The sequence below is a fragment of the Streptomyces bottropensis ATCC 25435 genome, assembly GCF_000383595.1.
GTDB classification, from domain to species: domain Bacteria; phylum Actinomycetota; class Actinomycetes; order Streptomycetales; family Streptomycetaceae; genus Streptomyces; species Streptomyces bottropensis.
On the sequence record NZ_KB911581.1, the window covers coordinates 1,000,953 to 1,025,135 of the forward strand.

Sequence of the window (24,183 nt, forward strand, 5' to 3'; positions counted from 1 at the left end):
CAGATCATTCCCGACCTGGCCTTTCCGTCAGATCGGGAACAACCTGCTCTCTTTGCGCATAAGAGGGGCCGGTACGCGCGTAGTGAGTCCGAGCCCTCGGAAGGACCCCCTCTTGGCCGCCTCGCGCAACGCCTCGACCTCGAATACGAACCCCGCCGCCAGCACTGCCCCGCTGCGCATCTCTTTTGCAAAGATCAAGGAGCCTCTCGAGGTTCCCAACCTGCTCGCGCTGCAGACCGAGAGCTTTGACTGGCTGCTCGGCAACACCGCCTGGCAGAGTCGGGTCGAGGAGGCTCTGGAGAACGGACAGGACGTCCCCACCAAGTCCGGCCTGGAGGAGATCTTCGAGGAGATCTCGCCGATCGAGGACTTCTCCGGGTCGATGTCGCTGACGTTCCGCGACCACCGTTTCGAGCCGCCGAAGAACAGCATCGACGAGTGCAAGGACCGCGACTTCACGTACGCGGCCCCGCTGTTCGTCACCGCCGAGTTCACCAACAACGAGACCGGCGAGATCAAGTCCCAGACGGTCTTCATGGGCGACTTCCCGCTCATGACCCACAAGGGCACCTTCGTCATCAACGGCACCGAGCGTGTCGTGGTGTCGCAGTTGGTCCGTTCGCCGGGTGTCTACTTCGACTCCTCCATCGACAAGACGTCCGACAAGGACATCTTCTCCGCCAAGATCATCCCGTCCCGGGGTGCCTGGCTGGAGATGGAGATCGACAAGCGCGACATGGTCGGTGTGCGTATCGACCGCAAGCGCAAGCAGTCCGTGACCGTCCTCCTCAAGGCACTCGGCTGGACCACCGAGCAGATCCTGGAGGAGTTCGGCGAGTACGAGTCCATGCGCGCCACCCTGGAGAAGGACCACACCCAGGGGCAGGACGACGCGCTGCTCGACATCTACCGCAAGCTGCGTCCGGGCGAGCCCCCCACGCGTGAGGCCGCGCAGACGCTTCTTGAGAACCTGTACTTCAACCCCAAGCGTTACGACCTCGCGAAGGTCGGCCGCTACAAGGTCAACAAGAAGCTGGGTGCGGAGGCTCCGCTCGACGCGGGCGTCCTGACCGTCGAGGACGTCATCTCGACGATCAAGTACCTGGTGAAGCTGCACGCGGGCGAGACCGAGACGGCCGCCGACAACGGCCAGACGATCGTCGTCGAGACCGACGACATCGACCACTTCGGCAACCGTCGTCTGCGCAGCGTCGGCGAGCTCATCCAGAACCAGGTCCGTACGGGTCTGGCGCGTATGGAGCGTGTCGTCCGCGAGCGCATGACGACCCAGGACGTCGAGGCGATCACGCCCCAGACCCTGATCAACATCCGGCCGGTCGTCGCCTCCATCAAGGAGTTCTTCGGCACCAGCCAGCTGTCGCAGTTCATGGACCAGAACAACCCGCTGTCGGGTCTGACGCACAAGCGTCGTCTCTCGGCGCTGGGTCCCGGTGGTCTGTCCCGTGAGCGGGCCGGCTTCGAGGTCCGTGACGTGCACCCCTCGCACTACGGCCGCATGTGCCCGATCGAGACGCCCGAAGGCCCGAACATCGGTCTGATCGGCTCGCTCGCCTCCTACGGCCGCGTCAACGCGTTCGGTTTCGTGGAGACGCCGTACCGCCGGGTCACCGACGGCATCGTCACCGACGAGGTCGACTACCTGACGGCCGACGAGGAGGACCGCTTCGTCATCGCGCAGGCCAACGCCACGCTCGACGACGACATGCGCTTCACCGAGAACCGCGTCCTGGTCCGCCGCCGTGGCGGTGAGGTCGACTACGTCCCCGGTGACGACGTCGACTACATGGACGTCTCGCCGCGCCAGATGGTGTCGGTCGCGACCGCCATGATCCCCTTCCTGGAGCACGACGACGCCAACCGTGCCCTCATGGGCGCGAACATGATGCGTCAGGCCGTGCCGCTCATCAAGAGCGAGGCCCCGCTCGTCGGCACCGGCATGGAGTACCGCTCCGCCGTCGACGCCGGCGACGTGGTCAAGGCCGAGAAGGCGGGTGTGGTCCAGGAGGTCTCCGCGGACTACATCACCACCACCAACGACGACGGCACGTACATCACGTACCGCCTGGCCAAGTTCGCCCGTTCCAACCAGGGCACCTCGGTCAACCAGAAGGTCATCGTCAACGAGGGCGACCGGATCATCGAGGGCCAGGTCCTGGCCGACGGTCCGGCCACCGAGAACGGCGAGATGGCGCTGGGCAAGAACCTGCTCGTGGCGTTCATGCCGTGGGAGGGTCACAACTACGAGGACGCGATCATCCTGTCGCAGCGCCTCGTGCAGGACGACGTCCTCTCCTCGATCCACATCGAGGAGCACGAGGTCGACGCCCGTGACACCAAGCTCGGCCCCGAAGAGATCACCCGGGACATCCCGAACGTCTCCGAGGAGGTCCTCGCCGACCTCGACGAGCGCGGCATCATCCGTATCGGTGCCGAGGTCGTCGCCGGTGACATCCTCGTCGGCAAGGTCACGCCCAAGGGTGAGACCGAGCTGACCCCCGAGGAGCGTCTGCTCCGCGCGATCTTCGGTGAGAAGGCGCGCGAGGTCCGTGACACCTCGCTGAAGGTGCCGCACGGCGAGATCGGCAAGGTCATCGGCGTCCGCGTCTTCGACCGCGAGGAGGGCGACGAGCTTCCCCCCGGTGTGAACCAGCTGGTGCGCGTGTACGTGGCGCAGAAGCGCAAGATCACCGACGGTGACAAGCTCGCCGGCCGTCACGGCAACAAGGGCGTCATCTCGAAGATCCTGCCGATCGAGGACATGCCGTTCCTGGAGGACGGCACCCCGGTCGACATCATCCTCAACCCGCTCGGCGTCCCGTCCCGAATGAACCCGGGACAGGTCCTGGAGATCCACCTCGGCTGGCTCGCCAGCCGCGGCTGGGACGTCTCCGGTCTCGGCGACGACTGGGCGAAGCGTCTGCAGGTCATCGGCGCCGACTCCGTCGCCCCCGGCACCAACGTCGCGACCCCGGTCTTCGACGGTGCCCGCGAGGACGAGCTGGCCGGCCTGCTCCAGCACACCATCCCGAACCGCGACGGCGAGCGCATGGTGCAGCCGACCGGCAAGGCGAGGATGTTCGACGGCCGCTCCGGTGAGCCGTTCCCGGACCCGATCTCCATCGGGTACATGTACATCCTCAAGCTCCACCACCTGGTCGACGACAAGCTGCACGCCCGGTCGACCGGTCCGTACTCGATGATCACCCAGCAGCCGCTGGGTGGTAAGGCCCAGTTCGGTGGCCAGCGCTTCGGTGAGATGGAGGTGTGGGCGCTGGAGGCTTATGGCGCCGCGTACGCCCTCCAGGAGCTGCTGACCATCAAGTCCGACGACGTGACCGGCCGCGTGAAGGTCTACGAGGCCATCGTCAAGGGCGAGAACATTCCCGAGCCCGGCATCCCCGAGTCCTTCAAGGTGCTCATCAAGGAGATGCAGTCCCTGTGCCTCAACGTGGAGGTGCTGTCCTCGGACGGCATGTCCATCGAGATGCGCGACACCGACGAGGACGTCTTCCGCGCTGCGGAGGAGCTTGGCATCGACCTGTCCCGGCGTGAGCCGAGCAGCGTCGAAGAGGTCTGACGGGAGTTCGGAGGCCTTCGCCATGAAGGCCTCCGGCCCCAGGACCCCCGTATCAGACCCCATGACTTACAACCCTGAGAGGGATTGACGCATAGTGCTCGACGTCAACTTCTTCGACGAGCTCCGGATCGGTCTGGCCACCGCTGACGACATCCGTCAGTGGAGCCACGGCGAGGTCAAGAAGCCCGAGACGATCAACTACCGCACGCTCAAGCCCGAAAAGGACGGACTCTTCTGCGAGAAGATCTTCGGTCCGACCCGGGACTGGGAGTGCTACTGCGGCAAGTACAAGCGCGTCCGCTTCAAGGGCATCATCTGTGAGCGCTGCGGCGTCGAGGTCACGCGTGCCAAGGTGCGACGTGAGCGGATGGGCCACATCGAACTGGCCGCGCCCGTCACCCACATCTGGTACTTCAAGGGCGTTCCGTCGCGGCTGGGCTACCTGCTCGACCTCGCCCCGAAGGACCTGGAGAAGGTCATCTACTTCGCGGCGTACATGATCACGTACGTCGACGAGGAGCGCCGCACCCGCGACCTGCCCTCGCTGGAGGCCCACGTCTCCGTCGAGCGTCAGCAGGTGGAGAACCGCCGGGACGCCGACCTGGAGGCCCGCGCCAAGAAGCTCGAGACCGACCTGGCCGAGCTGGAGGCCGAGGGCGCCAAGGCCGACGTGCGCCGCAAGGTGCGCGAGGGCGCCGAGCGTGAGATGAAGCAGCTGCGCGACCGTACGCAGCGCGAGATCGACCGTCTCGACGAGGTGTGGACCCGGTTCAAGAACCTCAAGGTCCAGGACCTGGAGGGCGACGAACTCCTCTACCGCGAGCTGCGTGACCGCTTCGGCACGTACTTCGACGGCTCGATGGGTGCCGCGGCGCTGCAGAAGCGCCTGGAGTCCTTCGACCTGGACGAGGAGGCCGAGCGCCTCCGCGAGATCATCCGTACCGGCAAGGGCCAGAAGAAGACCCGTGCGCTCAAGCGCCTCAAGGTCGTCTCCGCGTTCCTGCAGACCAGCAACAGCCCCAAGGGCATGGTGCTGGACTGCGTGCCGGTCATCCCGCCGGACCTCCGCCCGATGGTGCAGCTGGACGGTGGCCGCTTCGCGACCTCCGACCTGAACGACCTGTACCGCCGTGTGATCAACCGGAACAACCGACTGAAGCGGCTTCTCGACCTCGGCGCGCCCGAGATCATCGTGAACAACGAGAAGCGCATGCTCCAGGAGGCCGTCGACGCGCTGTTCGACAACGGCCGTCGTGGCCGCCCGGTCACCGGTCCCGGCAACCGCCCCCTGAAGTCCCTGAGCGACATGCTCAAGGGCAAGCAGGGCCGTTTCCGTCAGAACCTGCTCGGCAAGCGTGTGGACTACTCCGCGCGTTCCGTGATCGTCGTCGGTCCGCAGCTGAAGCTGCACCAGTGCGGTCTGCCGAAGGCGATGGCGCTGGAGCTGTTCAAGCCGTTCGTGATGAAGCGGCTCGTGGACCTCAACCACGCGCAGAACATCAAGTCGGCCAAGCGCATGGTCGAGCGCGGCCGCACCGTGGTGTACGACGTCCTCGAAGAGGTCATCGCCGAGCACCCGGTGCTGCTGAACCGTGCGCCCACCCTGCACCGCCTCGGCATCCAGGCCTTCGAGCCGCAGCTGGTCGAGGGCAAGGCCATCCAGATCCACCCGCTCGTCTGCACCGCGTTCAACGCGGACTTCGACGGTGACCAGATGGCCGTGCACCTGCCGCTCTCCGCGGAGGCGCAGGCCGAGGCCCGCATCCTGATGCTGTCCTCGAACAACATCCTCAAGCCCGCCGACGGCCGTCCGGTGACGATGCCGACCCAGGACATGGTCCTCGGTCTGTTCTTCCTCACCACCGACGGCGAGCTGCGTGACACCAAGGGCGAGGGGCGTTCGTTCGCCTCCACGGCCGAGGCGATCATGGCGTTCGACGCCGGTGAGCTGGCGCTGCAGTCCCAGGTGGACATCCGCTTCCCGGTGGGCACCATCCCGCCGCGTGGCTGGATGCCGCCGGCGCGCGAGGAGGGCGAGCCGGAGTGGCAGCAGGGTGACAGCTTCCGTCTGAACACCACGCTCGGCCGTGCGCTCTTCAACGAGCTGCTGCCCGAGGACTACCCGTTCGTCGACTACTCGGTGGGCAAGAAGCAGCTCTCCGAGATCGTCAACGACCTGGCCGAGCGCTACCCCAAGGTCATCGTGGCGGCGACGCTCGACAACCTGAAGGCGGCCGGCTTCTTCTGGGCGACCCGTTCCGGTGTCACCGTGGCCATCTCCGACGTCGTCGTTCCCGAGGCGAAGAAGGAGATCGTCAAGGGCTACGAGGCGCAGGACGAGAAGGTCCAGAAGCAGTACGAGCGCGGTCTGATCACCAAGGAAGAGCGCACGCAGGAGCTCATCGCGATCTGGACCAAGGCGACCAACGAGGTCGCCGAGGCGATGAACGCGAACTTCCCGAAGACGAACCCCATCTTCATGATGGTCGACTCGGGCGCCCGCGGAAACATGATGCAGATGCGTCAGATCGCCGGTATGCGTGGTCTGGTGTCGAACGCCAAGAACGAGACGATCCCGCGTCCCATCAAGGCGTCCTTCCGCGAGGGCCTGTCCGTGCTGGAGTACTTCATCTCCACGCACGGTGCCCGTAAGGGTCTGGCGGACACCGCCCTGCGTACCGCCGACTCGGGTTACCTGACCCGTCGTCTGGTGGACGTCTCGCAGGACGTCATCATCCGCGAGGAGGACTGCGGCACCGAGCGCGGTCTGAAGCTGCGGATCGCCTCGAAGGACGAGACCGGGGTCCTGCGCAAGGCCGAGGACGTCGAGACCAGCGTCTACGCCCGCATGCTCGCCGAGGACGTCGTCATCGACGGCAAGGTGATCGCGCCGGCCAACGTGGACCTGGGCGACGTGCTCATCGACCAGCTCGTGCACCACGGTGTCGAGGAGGTCAAGACCCGCTCGATCCTGACCTGTGAGTCCAAGGTCGGCACGTGTGCCATGTGCTACGGCCGCTCCCTGGCCACCGGCAAGCTGGTCGACATCGGTGAGGCGGTCGGCATCATCGCCGCCCAGTCCATCGGTGAGCCCGGTACCCAGCTGACGATGCGTACCTTCCACACCGGTGGTGTGGCCGGTGACGACATCACGCAGGGTCTGCCGCGTGTCGTCGAGCTCTTCGAGGCCCGTACGCCCAAGGGTGTCGCGCCGATCTCCGAGGCGGCCGGTCGCGTCCGCATCGAGGAGACGGAGAAGACCAAGAAGATCGTCATCACGCCGGACGACGGCAGCGACGAGACGGCGTTCCCGATCTCGAAGCGCGCCCGTCTGCTGGTGAGCGAGGGCGAGCACGTCGAGGTGGGCCAGAAGCTCACCGTGGGTGCCACCAACCCGCACGACGTGCTGCGCATCCTGGGTCAGCGTGCCGTCCAGGTCCACCTGGTCGGCGAGGTCCAGAAGGTCTACAACTCGCAGGGTGTGTCGATCCACGACAAGCACATCGAGATCATCATCCGGCAGATGCTCCGCCGCGTGACGATCATCGAGTCCGGCGACGCCGAGCTGCTGCCCGGTGAGCTGGTCGAGCGCTCGAAGTTCGAGACCGAGAACCGTCGTGTGGTCCAGGAGGGCGGTCACCCGGCCTCCGGTCGTCCGCAGCTGATGGGTATCACCAAGGCCTCGCTGGCGACGGAATCCTGGCTGTCGGCCGCCTCCTTCCAGGAGACGACCCGAGTCCTGACGGACGCGGCGATCAACGCCAAGTCCGACAGCCTCATCGGCCTCAAGGAGAACGTCATCATCGGTAAGCTCATCCCGGCCGGTACGGGTCTGTCCCGCTACCGCAACATCCGGGTCGAGCCGACCGAGGAGGCCAAGGCCGCGATGTACTCGGCCGTCGGCTACGACGACATCGACTACTCGCCGTTCGGCACGGGCTCCGGCCAGGCCGTCCCGCTGGAGGACTACGACTACGGTCCGTACAACCAGTAGGCGAGCGATAGCGGTTGCTTGAGTTGAGGGGCGGTCACCTTCGGGTGGCCGCCCTTCGGCGTGGGTACGGGTCCGTCCGGCCGGACCGGTGTCTCAGCGGCCGTTGTCCAGATGGGCCCGCAGGTGGTGGAGACGGGTATGCGCGTCGGGGTGGGAGGCGAGGAGCCGTGCCATCACTCCTTCCTCCTCGAAGCGGGCGCCCATGGCCGAGGCACTGACGCGTGCGGTCGCCGCACGGTCGAGATCCTCGTGCAGCACGGCCATCAACTGCTGGGCGAAGCCGAGCCCGGCCGCGTGCGCGTCGGCGCGGAGCTCGGCCCGGCGCGAGACAGCCGCCACCAGGTAGGGCGTGGCCAGCGGCAGGAGTATCAGTCCGTACGTGGCCGTCGCCAGGGCGAACAGGGCGGCTCCCAGTACGCCGGTCACCACCGCGGTGACACCCACGGAGACACGGTCGACGCGCGAGGCCAGTCGGCGCAGCAGCCACCAGGCGATCCGCGCCGGCAGCGCGTACCAGTAGGTGAGCAGGGAGGCCCAGGCGTGGCCTCCCACGTGGTGGCCCAGCTCGTGGGCGAGCACACCGGCGAGCCGGCCGGGCGTCAGCGTCCTGACCGAGTGGCTGGTGACTCCGACGATGTGGCCCGCGGCCGCGATGGCGTTGATCCCGGGGCTGTCCTCCACCCACAGCTGGTAGGTGTCCGCGTCCACACCGGCCCGCGCGGTCACCTGGCGCCAGGCCGACCTCAGCTTGTGGTCCTCCTCGGGCGTCGGGTACCGCAGCCGGTACAACCGGCGGGCGAGGAGACGTTCGCTGGGCCGGTGGAAGGCCGACGCTCCGCTGAGCACCCAGCAGCCGAGCGGGATCCACCAGGGCGGCCCGAACAGGGCATCGGCCGCGTACGACACCAGGAAGACGACGGCCAGGCTCGTCAGCAGCTGGGGCAGTTGCAGCAGGAGGCGGCCGAGGGTGGTGGCGTCCACGCCTCGATGGCGGGCCGACAGGTGGACACGGCCCAAGTGAGGAGCGAGGTCGTCGTGGGCGGGGGCCGGAGGTTCTCGGTGGTACTCGGATTCGTGGGGCTCGGACATGGCGCTCCTTGTCGCGAACTGGACGGGTGACGGGACTCAGGTCGTGAGCGCGGACCCGGGCAGCAGTACCGCGGCGCAGCCGAAGGCGATCAGGCCCGTCCTGATCCAGAGGTGTTTGCGGGCCACGATGCGGCTCGTCTCGGCCAGTGCAAGGAACAGGCCGAGGGCGGGGTCGCGCCCGGTCTCCGACAGGGCCGCGGCGAGAGCGTCGACCCGGGCGGCACGTCGTATGTCCCCGAAGTAGGTGAGGGGGCGGCCGGGTTCCCAGGTGCTTCTGCGGTAGCGGGGCAGCACTGCCAGCAGCAGGGCGAACAATGCCGTGACCAGCGAGGTCGCGCCCGCCCACCAGAGAATCGCGGCGGTGGGGGAGAGCGCGGCCGGGCTCCACCGGTGGCCGCCGAGCAGACCGGCCATGATGCCGAGGGCGCCGGCGAGGACGGAGGCCTTGGTGTCGGCACGGGCGATCTCGGCTCGCAGATCGGCGAGCAGTTGCGCCCCTGCCCGCATGTCCTCGGCGACCCCTCGTGCGGGTACGGCGTTCATGGTGAGGTTCCTGGAGTCTGGTCCTCGGGCGTCGTGCCGGACTTCAGGACGGTCGTCATCCACTTGGCCGTCAGCTCTCGCGGCTCCTGCATCTGATAGCTCTCCAGTCCTTCCTTGTCGAGGACCCGGTCGATCAGGTGGCCCCGGGTCTCGATGAGTTGCCTGCGTTCCTCGCCGAGGTGCTGGAGGACGAGCCCGGTGTCCTCGGGGTGCTCGGTCAGATGAAGTGCCAGTGCCGCGGTGCCACCCCTGGCCAGGCAGTCCTCGTAGAACTTGATCCGCTCCGCCCGCATGTGGGCCTCGTGCCGCTGACGCTGGATCGAGACCGTGTGCTCCGGTGCGGCCGCCTCCGCCTCGTGCCGTGCGGTGCGCAGCCGTTCTTGGTGTGTGCGTTCGGTGGTGTCGCGTCGCAGACGGACCGTGACGGTGGCGCGCAGGCCCTGGCGGACGCCGATCGGCGCGGCGGAGTCGACCGCCCGTTGCACGGCCTGTTCGGCGTCGGAACTGTCGGCGATGGCGTAGCCGCGGCTCGCGGTGCGCATCAGCGGGACGAGTTGCCCGATGAGCAGGCCGGGTACGTTCCGTTCCTGGCTGGTGACGAAGCGGGCCGGGTCCGCGACCCGCCAGGTGATGTCGGCGACGGCTTCGAACGCGAAGCTGTCGACCTGGCTGGGCAGCTGCTCCCGGAGGCGGAAGGAGTGGGCCTCGGTGTTCACCTCGTACAGGACCGTGTAGCGGCGCAGGGTGGTGGGCCGGGCGGGTGGCAGGAAGGTCTCGTACGGACCCTTACGGGGCACGCAGACCAGGGCGTTGTCGATCCGTCCGGTGAAGCGGCGGCCGCCGAGGCGCAGGCGGGGCAGTTCCCGGACCCTGAGGACGGGGTCGGGGAAGGGGGCGGACGGAGGCGGGAGCGTCTCTTCCTCCAGCCGGTCGGGTTCGTCGGATCGGGGGTGTGTGTCAGGGGCTTCCATGGGCTGCTCCGGATGGCGGGTCAGGGGGCGGGGACGTGGGCGAGCAGGCGCTCGGCCACTGCCGGTTCGCGCTCGTCGGCGTCGCGCACGGTCTTCAGCAGATGGGTGACGCGCTGATGGTTGGCGGTGGTGACCGCGAGCGCGGGGAGCAGGGTGGCGAGCGCGACCTCCGACTCCCGGTCCCGGTCAGCCGTGAGCACCCAGCCGCGCAGGACCCGCAGGGCCCGGGAGGTCAGCTCGTGGTCACCGAGCGCTGTGGTCCAGAAGGCGGTCAGGTGCCGTACGTCCGTGGTCTCGTCGGTGGCCATGGCCCGGAAGTACCAGTCCAGGACGATCGGGCGGTCGCCGTCCTCCTCGTACTGGGCGCATGCCTGGACGAAGGCCCGCAGGGCGTGGGCGCGGACGGCGCGGTCGTGGCGCGGGCCGTGCGGGTCCAGACGCTCGGCCAGGGCATGGAGCACGGGGCTCTGCACCGTGAGAAGGAGGAGTTCCAGGGCGTCCGCGAACTGCTTGTTCTCCTCCTTCCTCGCCTTCTCCCTCTTCTTCGCCCGCTGCTTCTCGTCCTCGTCGTCGTCCGTCTCCTCGTCCTCCACCGGTCGGCGGACGGCGTCGAGGAGGGCGCGCAGGGTCGTCTCGTGGTGGGCGGGGCCCAGCAGGCCGTAGGCGCGGACGGCCGTCCAGCGGCGGCTCGGGTGGTCGCCGGTGCACCAGTCGTGCAGGACGCCCAATGCCGACGGGACCTCCAGCAGGACGGCCAGGGTCAGGGCGTTCGCCGCGGTCAACCAGGCGTTGAAGCTCTTGGAGTCGGCCCAGGGCTCGATGAGGTGGGCCATCGTGGAAGGGAAGTCGGCCTGGGCGAGGAGCGCCGTGGCACCTGCCGCGCGTGTGCGGACGAGTGGGCGGCCGTCCTTGGCGAGCTGCTGGATCCAGCCGACGACAGCGGGCCTGGCCGAGGGGTGCAGGTTCCACACCTCGTGGAGCAGCAGCGGGGCGACCCGTTCGTCCTGGAACTGGGCGACGAAGTGACCGAGCATGCCTCCGTCGATCAGCTCGGTCTCCACGTAGCCGCTCGCACGGGCCAGTTGCAGGCGGTCGGCGCGGGAGCTGCCGAAGACGGGGATGGCCGGTGCCCTGTCGGGGTCCTGGATCCGGTGCAGGCGCTTGAAGAGGACGTCCCCGAGTTCGGCGCACACGGCGTAGGGCGCCCCGTCGAACACGGCCAGCGAGATGAGGAACGCCTTGTCGAGGAGAGCCGGCACCTCCCCGGTGAGCCAACGGTCGATCTGGGCCATCGCCGCAGCCTGTCCGTATGCGGCGAGTGCCTGCTCGTTGATCTCGCCACGGTGCCGCGCGACGAGGCGCCCGGCGAACTCGGAGATCTCCCGCGGCGGGTGCTCCCGTTCGAGGAACTCCTTGACGACCGCCAGCCCGCTCAGCTCGGTCCAGGATGCCTCTCCCACGGCCCGGGTGACGTGGGAGGACAGCATCTCCACGGTCGGCGGCGGCTCCCACCGTACGGAAGGGAGGTCGGCCGGCAGCGCGGACGGCTCGACCGTGATCACCAGATGGCCGCCGCCGCGCTCCAGCCGCTCGCGCAGCAACGACAGATGGGGCGCCCGCAGAGGACGGTGGCGGCCGATGGTCCAGCCGCACAGGACGTATCCGACCGGGCGGTCCACCTCTTGGAGCAGGGCGTCGGGGGAGTCGGGCGGAGCCAGTTCGCGCAACTCCTCGACGCCGAGCCGGGACAGCAGCATCAGCGCGGCCGATCGCCGCCCCGTGGCGTGTCCGCCGGTGAGGATCACGACCCGATGGGTGCCCAGCCGGCCGAGTGCCTCGTCGAACCGGGGACCGTGCCGGAAGACGAGCGCCAGTTCTTCGACCTCCTCCCGGGGAACCGGACCGGACGAACGGCCGGAGACGTCGAAACGGCCTCCGATGTGGAAGATCTTGTCGCCGTAGTGGGTGCCGCCGGTCTGCCCGAACTGGTCGCCGTCGACCAGGGTGGAGGAGAACGCCCGGGCCGTGGCCGCGTGCTTGAACAGATCCTGGCGCGCCTCCCACGCCTTCTGCCGCTGTTCAGGAGCCTGGGGCGATTCCTCCTGCTTCTCCTCACCCTCCTCGGTTCTCCCGCCCGCCTTCGCCGCGTCGGCCGCGTTGTCCTGGCTCATCGCCGCCCACCCCGGTCGGGCAGTTGGAAGTGGAGGCCGCCGTGGACGGTGCCACCGGTGACGCCGTACTGGTCGCCGCCGACCTGGGTGTGGGAGTGCGCGCTGCCCGCGGCGGGGCTCGCGGCCGGCGGGGCGTCCTCGACGGGCGGGGACCCCGCCGGGCTTCGGGGTTCACCGTGCAGCCACGCCACCGTCGGCCCCTCCTTGGTCTCCACGGTGATCCGGTGGAAGTCGTCCGGGCGCACCCCCAGGGGGCCATGGCGTACGACACCGCCGTAGATGCCGTCGGACACGCACAGCACGCTGCCCGCGTCGGACTGCTTGAGGGCGTCGCGCAACGGGTCGGAGTTCAGCAGGCGTACGGCGTGGTTGAGATCCGAGCCGACCCAGCCGTCCAGCTCGTCCACGGCGACGTAGCCGGAGGCGAGCACGATCCGCACCCGCATCCGCGCGCTGCTCGCGAGCAGACGGTTCTTGTTGTGCAGGAGCGCTGGCGTCTCGGTCAGGAGGATCTTCACCAGGGTGGGTACGGAGACCCGGGTGTCGATGAGCTCCATGACGGAGTCACCTCGGTCGGCGCGCAGCCGGTCGGTCTCGTCCACGTGGGCGGCGGCCACCGTGGCGTCGACCACGTCGTACAGGATGCGGCGCAGGAACGCCTGTTCCACGTCGTCGCGGCTGCCGAACTGTTCGATGTCGAAGAGGAGGATCGTGCGGAACACGGGGTCGGCCATGACTGTCCCTTCTGCGGGACGCGTCTCGTGAGTCGGTCCGTCGCGTCCGGCACCCAGCACGATGGCGGGCGGACGGCGCGCGGCCGAGGAACGATGACATGCACGAACTGTGACCGTGTGCACAGACAGAAACGTCAGGCGGAGCCCTCACCGATGATGCGACGCAGCACGTCCGGGCGGAGAACGACGATGCGGCGGCGCCTGGTGACCACGACCTGCCTGGTCCGCAGCTCCTTGAGCAAGCGGGCCACGGCCTCGCGCGAGGAGCCCACCGAGCCGGCGAACTCCTGCTGGCTGAGCCCGATGGTGAGTTCGATGCCCTCGTCGGTACGGGTGCCGTGGGTGCGCGTGAGTTCGAGCAACAGCACGGCCAGCCGTTCGCGCACGCTGAGGGCCGCCCATTCCAGGCGACGGCGGTCGGTCGACCGCTGGCGATCGGTGGTCAGCCCCAGCAGCTGCAAGGAGACCTGGGGACTGCCGGCGAGGAACGCGGTGAAGCGGGACCGGTCGATGGCCACCGCCTCGATCGCCTCCAGGGCCGTCACGGTGGCCGCCCGGTGCCGCCCGCTGAGCGCGGCACCCTCGCCGACGATGTCGCCGGGGCCGCGCAGGGCGAGCAACGCCTCGTAGCCGTTGGCCGCGATGGCGGTGACCTTGGTCCAGCCGTGCAGGAGGAGCACCACGTGGGTGGACGGTTCGTCCTGGTGCATGATCACGCTGCGGGCCCGGTAGCGCAGGGGACGGCCGGTGGTCAGCAGAGCGACGCGGTCGTCCTTCTCCAGACGGGCGAGGAAGGGCACGCGGTCGTCGAACCCGTCGTCGTCCCAGGCGTGTGTACGTCTGTCGGCCGTCCCCCAGGTCATGCCGCCGCCCCCGCTTTCACCTGTGCCGATGCCCCTGACTCCGCAATCAGCCAACGTACTTGGGATGACCGCGGGGGCAACGGCCCGCAACCGGCCAGCCGTGGCCGGAGCCCGGTACTTGCGGAGCGGCCCGCCCGGTGTTCGGCCCGGTTCGGGGACACGGCACGCGTGCGGTAGCAGAACCGCAACAGAACCGGGGCGGGGAACCCGTGCTCGGGGGCGGGCGTTGGAGCATCATGGAGGGACAACCAGTCCGGGGGAGTGTTTCTCGTGTCGAACCCGTCATGGCAGCCGATTCCGTGGCAGCAGCCGCAGGGCAATGGTCCTTCGATGCTCGCCGCGCACGCCGACCGTGAGCGTGCCGTGGATGTACTGAAGGCCGGGTTCAGCGAGGGCCGCCTTCCGCAGGACGAGTACGAGAGGCGCGTCGAGAGGGCCTACAGGGCGCGCACAGTGGGGGAGCTGTCCCTTCTGGTCGCCGACCTGCCGCAGGGGCCCTCGGGGATGCAGCCGACCGTCATGGGCGCTCCGGTGCCCAGGACGTTCATGCCGGCGCCCCTGCCGCCCCCGATGACCAACGGCAAGGCCGTGGGCTCCATGGTGTGCGGCGTGCTCACCACCATGACGATGGGGCTCACCGGCATTCCCGCAGTCATTCTCGGCCACACCGCCCGCGCCGAGATCAAACGTACGGGCGAGGGCGGTGACGGCTTCGCGCTGGCGGGGATCATCCTCGGCTGGCTCTCCGTGGCCGGCTGGGCCTTCTTCCTCGTCCTCATCGCCGTTCTGGAGACGTCCGCGACCCCCTGAGCCGGTACCGCGCCCGGGAGTTGCCGGGGCGCGGGACCGTGCCGGTGGCCGGTTCGGCCGGGCGGGCGCCCCCTGCTCAAACCACCGCCCGCCCATTTGTTTTGACCGTAGCGAATGAGGTAGGTACGCTCAGACCTTGTGCCTGGGGTGTGCCCTGGCTCCCGTGCGTGCCTTCAACCGCACAGGGGGAGCCGTAAGCGGCCGCCGTACTCTGCGCCCTTTCTGCCTTGCGGCGGGAGTCTGCAGTTTCGACACACCCGACCGCGTGGGTCGGCGAATGTTTCAGGTTAGCTTCACCATTCGGCACACAGAAACCGGAGAAGTAGTGCCTACGATCCAGCAGCTGGTCCGGAAGGGCCGGCAGGACAAGGTCGAGAAGAACAAGACGCCCGCGCTCGAGGGTTCGCCCCAGCGTCGCGGCGTCTGCACGCGTGTGTTCACGACCACCCCGAAGAAGCCGAACTCGGCCCTGCGTAAGGTCGCGCGTGTGCGTCTGACCAGCGGGATCGAGGTCACTGCTTACATTCCGGGTGAGGGACACAACCTGCAGGAGCACTCCATCGTGCTCGTGCGCGGCGGCCGTGTGAAGGACCTGCCCGGTGTTCGCTACAAGATCATCCGCGGTTCGCTTGACACCCAGGGTGTCAAGAACCGCAAGCAGGCCCGCAGCCGCTACGGCGCCAAGAAGGAGAAGTAAGAATGCCTCGTAAGGGCCCCGCCCCGAAGCGCCCGGTCATCATCGACCCGGTCTACGGTTCTCCTCTTGTCACGTCGCTGATCAACAAGGTGCTGCTGAACGGCAAGCGCTCCACCGCCGAGCGCATCGTGTACGGCGCCATGGAGGGCCTGCGCGAGAAGACCAGCAACGACCCGGTCATCACGCTGAAGCGCGCCCTGGAGAACATCAAGCCGACCCTCGAGGTCAAGTCCCGCCGTGTCGGTGGTGCGACGTACCAGGTTCCGATCGAGGTCAAGCCCGGTCGTGCCAACACGCTCGCGCTGCGCTGGCTGGTCGGTTACTCCCGCGCCCGTCGCGAGAAGACCATGACCGAGCGTCTGCTCAACGAGCTTCTCGACGCGTCCAACGGCCTCGGTGCCGCTGTGAAGAAGCGCGAGGACACCCACAAGATGGCCGAGTCCAACAAGGCCTTCGCGCACTACCGCTGGTAGTCGCTACCCCCATCGAGACCGAGAGAAGACCGAAGCCTTATGGCTACCACTTCACTTGACCTGGCCAGGGTCCGCAACATCGGGATCATGGCCCACATCGACGCGGGCAAGACGACCACCACCGAGCGGATCCTCTTCTACACCGGCGTCAGCTACAAGATCGGTGAGGTCCACGACGGCGCTGCCACCATGGACTGGATGGAGCAGGAGCAGGAGCGTGGCATCACGATCACCTCTGCTGCCACCACCTGTCACTGGCCGCTCGAGGACAACGACTACACGATCAACATCATCGACACCCCGGGGCACGTCGACTTCACGGTCGAGGTGGAGCGTTCGCTCCGCGTGCTCGACGGTGCCGTCACGGTGTTCGACGGTGTCGCCGGTGTCGAGCCGCAGTCCGAGACCGTGTGGCGTCAGGCCGACCGCTACGGCGTGCCGCGCATCTGCTTCGTGAACAAGCTGGACCGTACGGGCGCGGAGTTCCACCGCTGTGTGGACATGATCTCCAGCCGCCTGGGCGCCGTCCCGCTCGTCATGCAGCTGCCGATCGGCGCCGAGATGGACTTCAAGGGCGTTGTGGACCTGGTCCGCATGAAGGCGCTCGTGTGGTCCGCCGAGGCCGCCAAGGGCGAGATGTACGACGTCGTCGACATCCCGGCCACGCACACCGAGGCTGCCGAGGAGTACCGCGGCAAGCTGGTCGAGGCCGTCGCGGAGAACGACGACGAGATCATGGAGCTGTTCCTGGAGGGCCAGGAGCCCACCGAGGAGCAGCTGTACGCCGCGATCCGTCGCATCACCATCGCGTCCGGCAAGTCCGACGGCGTCACGGTCACCCCGGTGTTCTGTGGCACCGCGTTCAAGAACAAGGGCGTCCAGCCCCTGCTCGACGCGGTCGTGCGCTACCTCCCGACCCCGCTCGACGTCGAGGCCATCGAGGGCCACGACGTGAAGGACCCCGAGCTGGTCGTCAAGCGCAAGCCGTCCGACGACGAGCCGCTGTCGGCGCTGGCGTTCAAGATCATGAGCGACCCGCACCTCGGCAAGCTCACCTTCGTCCGGATCTACTCCGGTCGCCTGGAGTCCGGCACCGCCGTGCTGAACTCCGTCAAGGGCAAGAAGGAGCGCATCGGCAAGATCTACCGTATGCACGCGAACAAGCGTGAGGAGATCGAGTCGGTGGGCGCCGGCGACATCGTCGCCGTCATGGGCCTGAAGCAGACCACCACCGGTGAGACGCTGAGCGACGACAAGCAGCCGGTGATCCTGGAGTCCATGGACTTCCCGGCGCCGGTCATCCAGGTCGCGATCGAGCCCAAGTCCAAGGGTGACCAGGAGAAGCTGGGTGTCGCCATCCAGCGTCTCGCGGAGGAGGACCCCTCCTTCCAGGTCCACTCGGACGAGGAGACGGGCCAGACCATCATCGGTGGTATGGGCGAGCTGCACCTTGAGGTGCTGGTCGACCGTATGCGCCGTGAGTTCAAGGTCGAGGCCAACGTCGGCAAGCCGCAGGTCGCCTACCGTGAGACGATCCGCAAGGCCGTCGAGCGCGTCGACTACACGCACAAGAAGCAGACTGGTGGTACCGGCCAGTTCGCCAAGGTGCAGATCGCGATCGAGCCGATCGAGGGCGGCGACGCCAGCTACGAGTTCGTGAACAAGGTCACCGGTGGCCGTATCCCGAAGGAGTACATCCCTTCGGTGGACGCCGGTGCGCAGGAGGCCATGCAGTTCGGCATCCTCGCGGGCTACGAGATGACGGGCGTCCGCGTCACGCTCATCGACGGTGGCTACCACGAGGTCGACTCCTCCGAGCTCGCCTTCAAGATCGCCGGTTCGCAGGCCTTCAAGGAGGCCGCGCGCAAGGCGTCCCCCGTGCTCCTTGAGCCGATGATGGCCGTCGAGGTCACCACGCCCGAGGACTACATGGGTGAGGTCATCGGCGACATCAACTCCCGCCGTGGTCAGATCCAGGCCATGGAGGAGCGGGCCGGTGCCCGCGTCGTGAAGGGCCTCGTGCCCCTCTCGGAGATGTTCGGCTACGTCGGAGACCTCCGCAGCAAGACCTCGGGTCGCGCAAGCTACTCGATGCAGTTCGACTCCTACGCCGAGGTTCCGCGGAACGTCGCCGAGGAGATCATCGCGAAGGCCAAGGGCGAGTAACGCTCCGCGTCCACACGCTTTAGGCTTGACTCCGGAGCCTCAGGGGGCAAACACCCGCCAACACGGGTGTTTGTCCAAGGACCCGGACTTTCCAGCAAAGATCACCTGGCGCCGATGAAGCAAGGCGTTCCAGAACCACTCCCAGGAGGACCCCCGTGGCGAAGGCGAAGTTCGAGCGGACTAAGCCGCACGTCAACATCGGCACCATCGGTCACATCGACCACGGTAAGACGACCCTCACGGCCGCCATTACCAAGGTGCTGCACGACGCGTTCCCGGACCTGAACGAGGCCTCGGCCTTCGACCAGATCGACAAGGCTCCTGAGGAGCGCCAGCGCGGTATCACGATCTCGATCGCGCACGTCGAGTACCAGACCGAGACGCGTCACTACGCCCACGTCGACTGCCCCGGTCACGCGGACTACATCAAGAACATGATCACGGGTGCGGCGCAGATGGACGGCGCCATCCTCGTTGTCGCCGCCACCGACGGCCCGATGCCGCAGACCAAGGAGCACGTGCTCCTGGCCCGCCAGGTCGGCGTTCCGTACATCGTCGTCGCCCTGAACAAGGCCGACATGGTGGACGACGAGGAGATCCTGGAGCTCGTCGAGCTCGAGGTCCGTGAGCTGCTCTCCGAGTACGAGTTCCCGGGCGACGACCTGCCGGTCGTCAAGGTCTCGGCGCTCAAGGCCCTTGAGGGCGACAAGGAGTGGGGCCAGTCCGTCCTCGACCTGATGAAGGCCGTCGACGAGAACATCCCGCAGCCCGAGCGTGACGTCGACAAGCCGTTCCTGATGCCGATCGAGGACGTCTTCACGATCACCGGTCGTGGCACCGTCGTCACCGGTCGTATCGAGCGTGGTGTCCTCAAGGTCAACGAGACCGTCGACATCGTCGGTATCAAGCAGGAGAAGACCACCACCACGGTCACCGGCATCGAGATGTTCCGCAAGCTGCTCGACGAGGGCCAGGCCGGTGAGAACGTCGGTCTGCTCCTCCGTGGCATCAAGCGCGAGGACGTCGAGCGCGGCCAGGTCATCATCAAGCCCGGTTCGGTCACGCCGCACACCGAGTTCGAGGCCCAGGCCTACATCCTGTCCAAGGACGAGGGTGGCCGCCACACGCCGTTCTTCAACAACTACCGCCCGCAGTTCTACTTCCGTACGACGGACGTGACCGGCGTGGTGACCCTCCCCGAGGGCACCGAGATGGTCATGCCCGGCGACAACACGGAGATGAAGGTTGAGCTCATTCAGCCCATCGCCATGGAAGAGGGCCTGAAGTTCGCCATCCGTGAGGGTGGCCGGACCGTGGGCGCCGGCCAGGTCATCAAGATCACGAAGTGATCTTGGCCCGCGAGGGCTGACCGGTAGGTAGGTCTCTGGAGAGGCCCGTACGACTTCGGTCGTACGGGCCTCTTCTGTTTCCCTGGCTTTCTGTTTCCCTGGCTTTCTGTCTCTCCGTCCTTCCTGTAACGCCTTTCCCTCGCCGGTCCAAGTACAAGTGACAGCACGACCGACCACGGGAGGTACGCACCTTGGCACCGGACAGCAGAAGCCGTGGCGGTCCGCCGGGAGGCATGTACGATCCGGCGGCCTTCGAGGTCTTCTACCGCCGTCATGTCGACGCCGTGACCCGCTTCATGGCCCGGCGGGTCACCGACCCGCACACCGTCGCCGATCTCACCGCCGAGACCTTCCTCGCGGTGATCGACTCCGCCCGCGCCTACCGCCCCGACCTCGGGAGCGAGACGGCCTGGCTGTACGGCATCGCGCGCAACGTGGTCGCGGCCGAGGTTCGGCGCCATGCGCGGCAGAGCGTGCTCGGCGGCCGGATCGCCGGGCGGCGGCTGCTGGAGGCCGACGACATCGGCCGGCTGGAGGACAAGCTCGACGCGGAGGCGGCGGGGCGCCGGGCGCTGGCCGCGCTGGAAGGGCTCCCCGAGGGCGAGCGTGCGGTCGTCGAACTCGTCGCCGTCGACCAGTTGAGCGTCACCGAGGCCGCCACCGCGCTGGGGATACGCAAGGTCACGGCGCGCGTACGGCTGCACCGGGCCCGCCGGGCCCTGCGCTCGGCGGCGGTGGGCAGTGATCATCCGGCAGGGCTCAGCTACGCAGGGGGAGAGGCATGACCACGAGGACGACGAAGACCTTCGAGGACCGGCTGCTGGACGAGCTCCGGCGGGAGATCGCGCTGCGGGCCGAGGACGTGCCCGAGCCCGTGAACCGCCGGACGATCACGACCCGGCGTGCGCTCGTCGCCCTCGCGGCGTGCGTCGCGGCGGCGGGTGTGGTGGTGGCGCTGCCGTCGTCGACCGGTGGGGCGCAGGCGTACGCGGTGGAGCGGAACGACGACGGCAGTGTCACGGTCAGCATGAAGGAGATCGGGCTGAGCGGCGACGACCAGAAGGAGCTGAGCGAGCGGCTGCGTGCCGAAGGCATCAGCGTGACCGTCGACAAGCCGAGGAACGGCTATGTCTGCGCGGGGTTTCGTGGTGAGGCCTATCAGCCGGGCTGGGTGGTGGGGCCGTCGCGTGGCACCGCTGAGGTGGTGCCACACCATGCGTTCACCCTGCGCCCTGGTGACTCCCTGGTGTTCGAGTTGCCGCAATGGGGGGCGGGGGACCGCGCTCCCGCCTCGACCGTGGTCGGGTTCAAGGGGCGGGCCGAGCCCTGCCGGGAAGTGCCCTGGGACGGGAGCGGCGCCCGTAGGGACTCCTTCGAGGAGAAGTAGGCCGAGCGGCCCGTACGGCATCGACCGTACGGGCCCTCCGGCGTCTAGCGGCAGGCTTCGAAACTATTCGGCGCGTTCGACCCGTTGTCCCCTCGCTTCACTCCCTCCACCATTTGTCATGGCGCTGAGCAAATTCAGCCTTCGGGATGACCGGTCGAGGGGTGTGGCATGTCCGCGGACGTCAGTCGGAGAACCGTTCTGGGAGCGGGTGCAGGGCTCGCCGTGGTGCCCGCCGTGCCGGGGGTCGCGGGGGCGGAGGAGGCGTCGGCGCAGGACATGGCCTCGGGGGGTGTGCCGGGCGGGCCGCGGGTCACCGACCCCGGCGCGTACCTCTCCTTCGCGCCCGTGCCGAGGGCGTTCGCGCTGGTCGGTGCCCCGGTGGTGGTCAGCCCGGAGGATCACCCCGGAGTCGTACGGGTCGCGGGGGATCTGCGGGACGACATCGAGCGGGTGACCGGGGTACGGCCGGGGAGTCAGATGGCGGCCGAGATCGTGCTGGTGGGGACCATCGGTCGGAGTCCGCTGATCGACGGGCTGATCGCCGCCGGGAAACTGGGCGTCGACGGGGTGCGGGGGAAGTGGGAGACCTCGCTGCAGACGGTCGTCGAGCGGCCGATGCCGGGGGTGCGCCGGGCCTTCGTCATCGCCGGCAGCGATCCGCGCGGCACCATCTTCGGGGCGTACGACGTCTCGTACGGCCTCGGCGTCTCGCCCTGGTACTGGTGGGACGACGTGCCGCCGGTCCGCCGGGACGCGGTGTACGTACGGCCGGGCCGGTTCAGTCAGGGCACGCCCGCCGTGAAGTACCGGGGCGTCTTCATCAACGACGAGAACCCGGCGCTCGGGACGTGGGCGCCGGCGTACTTCGGGCCCGGGAAGGCGCCGGGGCACCCCGGTGGCTTCAACGCGGACTTCTGGGCGAAGGTCTTCGAGGTGCTGCTGAGGCTGAAGGGGAACTACGTCTGGCCGGCGGTGTGGGGGCGGGCCTTCGCCGAGGACGACCCCGAGAACCACGCGCGGGCCAAGGAATATGGGATTGTCATGGGCACGTCGCATGAGGCGCCCATGATGCGGGGGATCGAGGAGTGGAACCGCCACGCGATCCCCGCTGTGCGCGACGGCGCGGGCAAGGTGGTGACCCCCGGGCGGGACCCCTACGGGGGTACCGGGGAGTGGTCGTACCGCCGGAACGCCGAGGCCATCAGGGCGTACTGGCGGGACGGCATCCGGCGCATGGTCGACGAGGACTTCGAGGGCGTCGTCACGCTGGGCATGCGGGGCAACGGCGACACGAGCCTGCCGGACGGCGACGGCATCGAGCTGATGCGGGAGATCATCGACACCCAGCGGCGGATCATCGCCGAGGTGACCGGCCGCCCGGTGCGGGAGACTCCGCAGGTGTGGACCCTCTACAAGGAGGTCCAGCGGTACTGGGACCGGGGGCTGCGGGCTCCGGACGACGTCACGGTCGTCCTCACGGACGACAACTGGGGGAACATCCGCAGGCATCCGGACCCGGGGGAGCCCGTACGGCCCGGGGGTTACGGGTTGTACTACCACTTCGACTACGTCGGTGTCGGGCGCAACTACAAGTGGGTCGACACGGCGAACCTCGCGAATCTGTGGGAGCAGCTGCACCAGGCCGACGCGTACGGCAACCACGGTCTGTGGGTGGTGAACGTCGGCGACCTGAAGGGGAACGAGCTGCCGACCGAGTTCTTCCTGAACTACGCCTGGAATCCGGGCCGTTGGGGATCGAAGGACCTGGAGGAGTGGGAGCGGGGGTTCGCGCGGCAGAACTTCGGCGCGCAGGCGGCGGCGGAGATCGCCGAGGTGCTGGCCGCCTACGGGCAGCTCCAGGCCCGTCGCAAGCCCGAGCTGCTCAACCGCCGGATCACCCTCGACGAGACGAAGGACCCCACGAAGGACGAGCGGGCGATCGTCTACGACGACCAGGCGACACCGTTCTTCTTCGGCCACCGGGAGCTGGAACGCGTCACGGCCCAGTGGCGGGCGCTGGCGAAGCGGGCCGACCGGGTGGGGCGGCGACTGCCGGCGGCCGTGCGGGACGCGTGGTTCGAACTGGTCGGATACGAGGTGGCGGCCACCGCGAACCTGTACGAGCTGCGGGAGGCGGAGTTCAAGAACCTGCTGTACGCACGGCAGGGACGGGCGGCGGCCAACGGCCGCGCGGAGGCCGCCGAGGCGGGACTGGCACGCGACCTCGCGCTGGCCGAGCGCTTCAACTCCGAGGTGGCGGGCGGGAAGTGGCGGGGCTTCCAGACGCAGCCGCACATCGGCTACGGGGACGTGGAGCGCTACGGCCCGAACGCCGGGTGGCAGCAGCCGGAGCGGAACAACGTGGCACTGCCGGACGAGATCTTCCCCAGGGTGCGGCGGATCGAGGTGCCGGTGGCGGCGGAGCTGGGGGTGGCGGTCGACGGGGGCGACGACGCGGGGGAGTGGTGGCCCCGGTCCGCCGTGGAGGCGGTGCTGCCGGTGTTCAGCCCGTACCAGACCAGGCCCCAGCAGTACGTGGAGATCTTCAACCGGGGGCGCACGCCCTTCTCGTACCGGATCGAGTCGTCGGCACCCTGGCTGGTGGTGGAGCGCCCGCGGGGGCAGGTGGAGGAGCAGGTGCGGGTCGGGGTCCGGGTGGACTGGGGGCGGGTGCCGGCGGGGGGCGCCGAGGCTTCACTGACGGTGAGCGGGGCCGGGGCCTCGGTCGCGGTGAAGGCCGTCGCGGAGAAGCCGTCGGAGCGGGAGGCGCGGAAGCTGCGGGGGTTCGTCGAGGCGGGCGGCTATGTGGCGATCGACGCGGAGCACCACACGCGGGCGGTGGGTTCGCGCGACGGGCGCGTGGGCTGGCGCCGGATCGAGCGGATCGGGCGTACGGGGGCGGGGGTGACGCCGTGGCCCGTGACGGCGCCCCGGCAGACGCCGGGCGGTTCGGGGCCGCGGCTGGAGTACGAGGTCGGGCTGCTGTCGGCCGTGGACGAGGTGACGGTCCGGGCGTACGTCTCGCCGAGGAACCCGACGCTCGCGACGGGCGGCCTGCGCTACGGGGTGTCGTTCGACGGGGCGGAACCCCAGGTCGTCGACATCAACGCCGTCACCGGGGCCGACGACGGGCTCATGAACAAGCAGTGGGCGCGCAACACCTCCGACAACGTGAGCGTCACGGTGACCCGGCACGCGATCGCCGGGCCCGGGGTGCACCGGCTGACGTTCTGGATGGTCGATCCGACCGTGGTGCTGCAGCGGCTGGTGATCGACACGGGTGGTTTGACACCGACGTATCTGGGGCCGCTGGAGAGCCACCGGATCTGAGAAGGGAC

The 24,183-nt window shown here is 68.5% G+C and carries 16 protein-coding genes; 10 read left to right on the forward strand and 6 right to left on the reverse strand.

Annotation, left to right across the window (positions count from 1 at the left end; all coding sequences use genetic code 11):
* The first annotated feature begins 112 nt into the window (after window positions 1-112).
* The gene (gene rpoB, locus STRBO_RS0104555) at window positions 113-3,598 is read left to right on the forward strand and encodes a DNA-directed RNA polymerase subunit beta (RefSeq protein WP_005481281.1); all 3,486 of its coding nucleotides are present in this window, start codon (window positions 113-115) and stop codon (window positions 3,596-3,598) included.
* Window positions 3,599-3,692: 94 nt separating this feature from the next.
* Window positions 3,693-7,592, forward strand: a complete 3,900-nt coding sequence (locus STRBO_RS0104560) for a DNA-directed RNA polymerase subunit beta' (RefSeq protein ID WP_005481280.1) — start codon at window positions 3,693-3,695, stop codon at window positions 7,590-7,592.
* A gap of 93 nt (window positions 7,593-7,685) precedes the next feature.
* Here the strand turns inward: STRBO_RS0104560 and STRBO_RS0104565 are convergent, their stop codons facing one another.
* The 6 genes from STRBO_RS0104565 to STRBO_RS0104590 form a co-directional block, all read right to left on the reverse strand.
* On the reverse strand, window positions 7,686-8,681 hold the full coding sequence (locus STRBO_RS0104565) for a M48 family metalloprotease (RefSeq protein ID WP_020113850.1): 996 nt from the start codon (window positions 8,679-8,681) through the stop codon (window positions 7,686-7,688).
* Window positions 8,682-8,717: 36 nt separating this feature from the next.
* Window positions 8,718-9,224 (reverse strand): Pycsar system effector family protein, encoded by a 507-nt coding sequence (locus STRBO_RS0104570; protein ID WP_005481275.1) that lies wholly within the window; start codon window positions 9,222-9,224, stop codon window positions 8,718-8,720.
* On the reverse strand, window positions 9,221-10,195 hold the full coding sequence (locus STRBO_RS0104575) for a hypothetical protein (protein WP_005481273.1): 975 nt from the start codon (window positions 10,193-10,195) through the stop codon (window positions 9,221-9,223). Before STRBO_RS0104575 ends, STRBO_RS0104570 begins: the two co-directional genes overlap by 4 nt.
* 20 nt (window positions 10,196-10,215) lie before the next feature.
* Entirely contained in the window at window positions 10,216-12,366 is a 2,151-nt protein-coding gene (locus tag STRBO_RS0104580) for a hypothetical protein (RefSeq protein WP_005481271.1), read from the reverse strand.
* On the reverse strand, window positions 12,363-13,100 hold the full coding sequence (locus STRBO_RS0104585) for a hypothetical protein (protein WP_005481270.1): 738 nt from the start codon (window positions 13,098-13,100) through the stop codon (window positions 12,363-12,365). Before STRBO_RS0104585 ends, STRBO_RS0104580 begins: the two co-directional genes overlap by 4 nt.
* Before the next feature lie 134 nt (window positions 13,101-13,234).
* Window positions 13,235-13,963 (reverse strand): Crp/Fnr family transcriptional regulator, encoded by a 729-nt coding sequence (locus STRBO_RS0104590; RefSeq protein WP_005481268.1) that lies wholly within the window; start codon window positions 13,961-13,963, stop codon window positions 13,235-13,237.
* Between the two features lie 330 nt (window positions 13,964-14,293).
* On the opposite strand from STRBO_RS0104590, the gene STRBO_RS0104595 reads away from it, so the two are divergent.
* The 8 genes from STRBO_RS0104595 to STRBO_RS0104630 all read left to right on the forward strand — a co-directional run bounded on the left by STRBO_RS0104595 (window position 14,294) and on the right by STRBO_RS0104630 (window position 24,175).
* A complete protein-coding gene (locus STRBO_RS0104595) occupies window positions 14,294-14,773 on the forward strand; it encodes a DUF1707 and DUF4190 domain-containing protein (protein WP_005481266.1) in 480 nt (159 codons plus the stop codon).
* 325 nt (window positions 14,774-15,098) lie between these two features.
* Window positions 15,099-15,470, forward strand: coding sequence for a 30S ribosomal protein S12 (rpsL, locus tag STRBO_RS0104600; protein WP_003948652.1), 372 nt, complete (start codon window positions 15,099-15,101; stop codon window positions 15,468-15,470).
* Window positions 15,471-15,472: 2 nt separating this feature from the next.
* Window positions 15,473-15,943: a 30S ribosomal protein S7 gene (rpsG, locus tag STRBO_RS0104605; protein ID WP_005481264.1), complete on the forward strand. Its 471-nt coding sequence runs from the start codon at window positions 15,473-15,475 to the stop codon at window positions 15,941-15,943.
* A 39-nt stretch (window positions 15,944-15,982) separates the two neighbouring features.
* A complete protein-coding gene (fusA, locus tag STRBO_RS0104610) occupies window positions 15,983-18,109 on the forward strand; it encodes an elongation factor G (RefSeq protein WP_005481263.1) in 2,127 nt (708 codons plus the stop codon).
* A 155-nt stretch (window positions 18,110-18,264) separates the two neighbouring features.
* Window positions 18,265-19,458 (forward strand): elongation factor Tu, encoded by a 1,194-nt coding sequence (tuf, locus tag STRBO_RS0104615; protein ID WP_005481261.1) that lies wholly within the window; start codon window positions 18,265-18,267, stop codon window positions 19,456-19,458.
* Between the two features lie 233 nt (window positions 19,459-19,691).
* Window positions 19,692-20,243 carry an RNA polymerase sigma factor gene (locus STRBO_RS0104620; protein ID WP_005481260.1) on the forward strand — a complete coding sequence of 184 codons (552 nt, stop codon included), beginning with the start codon at window positions 19,692-19,694 and terminating at the stop codon, window positions 20,241-20,243.
* Window positions 20,240-20,845, forward strand: a complete 606-nt coding sequence (locus tag STRBO_RS0104625; protein ID WP_005481259.1) for a hypothetical protein — start codon at window positions 20,240-20,242, stop codon at window positions 20,843-20,845. Before STRBO_RS0104620 ends, STRBO_RS0104625 begins: the two co-directional genes overlap by 4 nt.
* A 168-nt stretch (window positions 20,846-21,013) precedes the next feature.
* Entirely contained in the window at window positions 21,014-24,175 is a 3,162-nt protein-coding gene (locus STRBO_RS0104630; protein WP_202499721.1) for a glycosyl hydrolase 115 family protein, read from the forward strand.
* The last annotated feature ends 8 nt before the right edge of the window (window positions 24,176-24,183 follow it).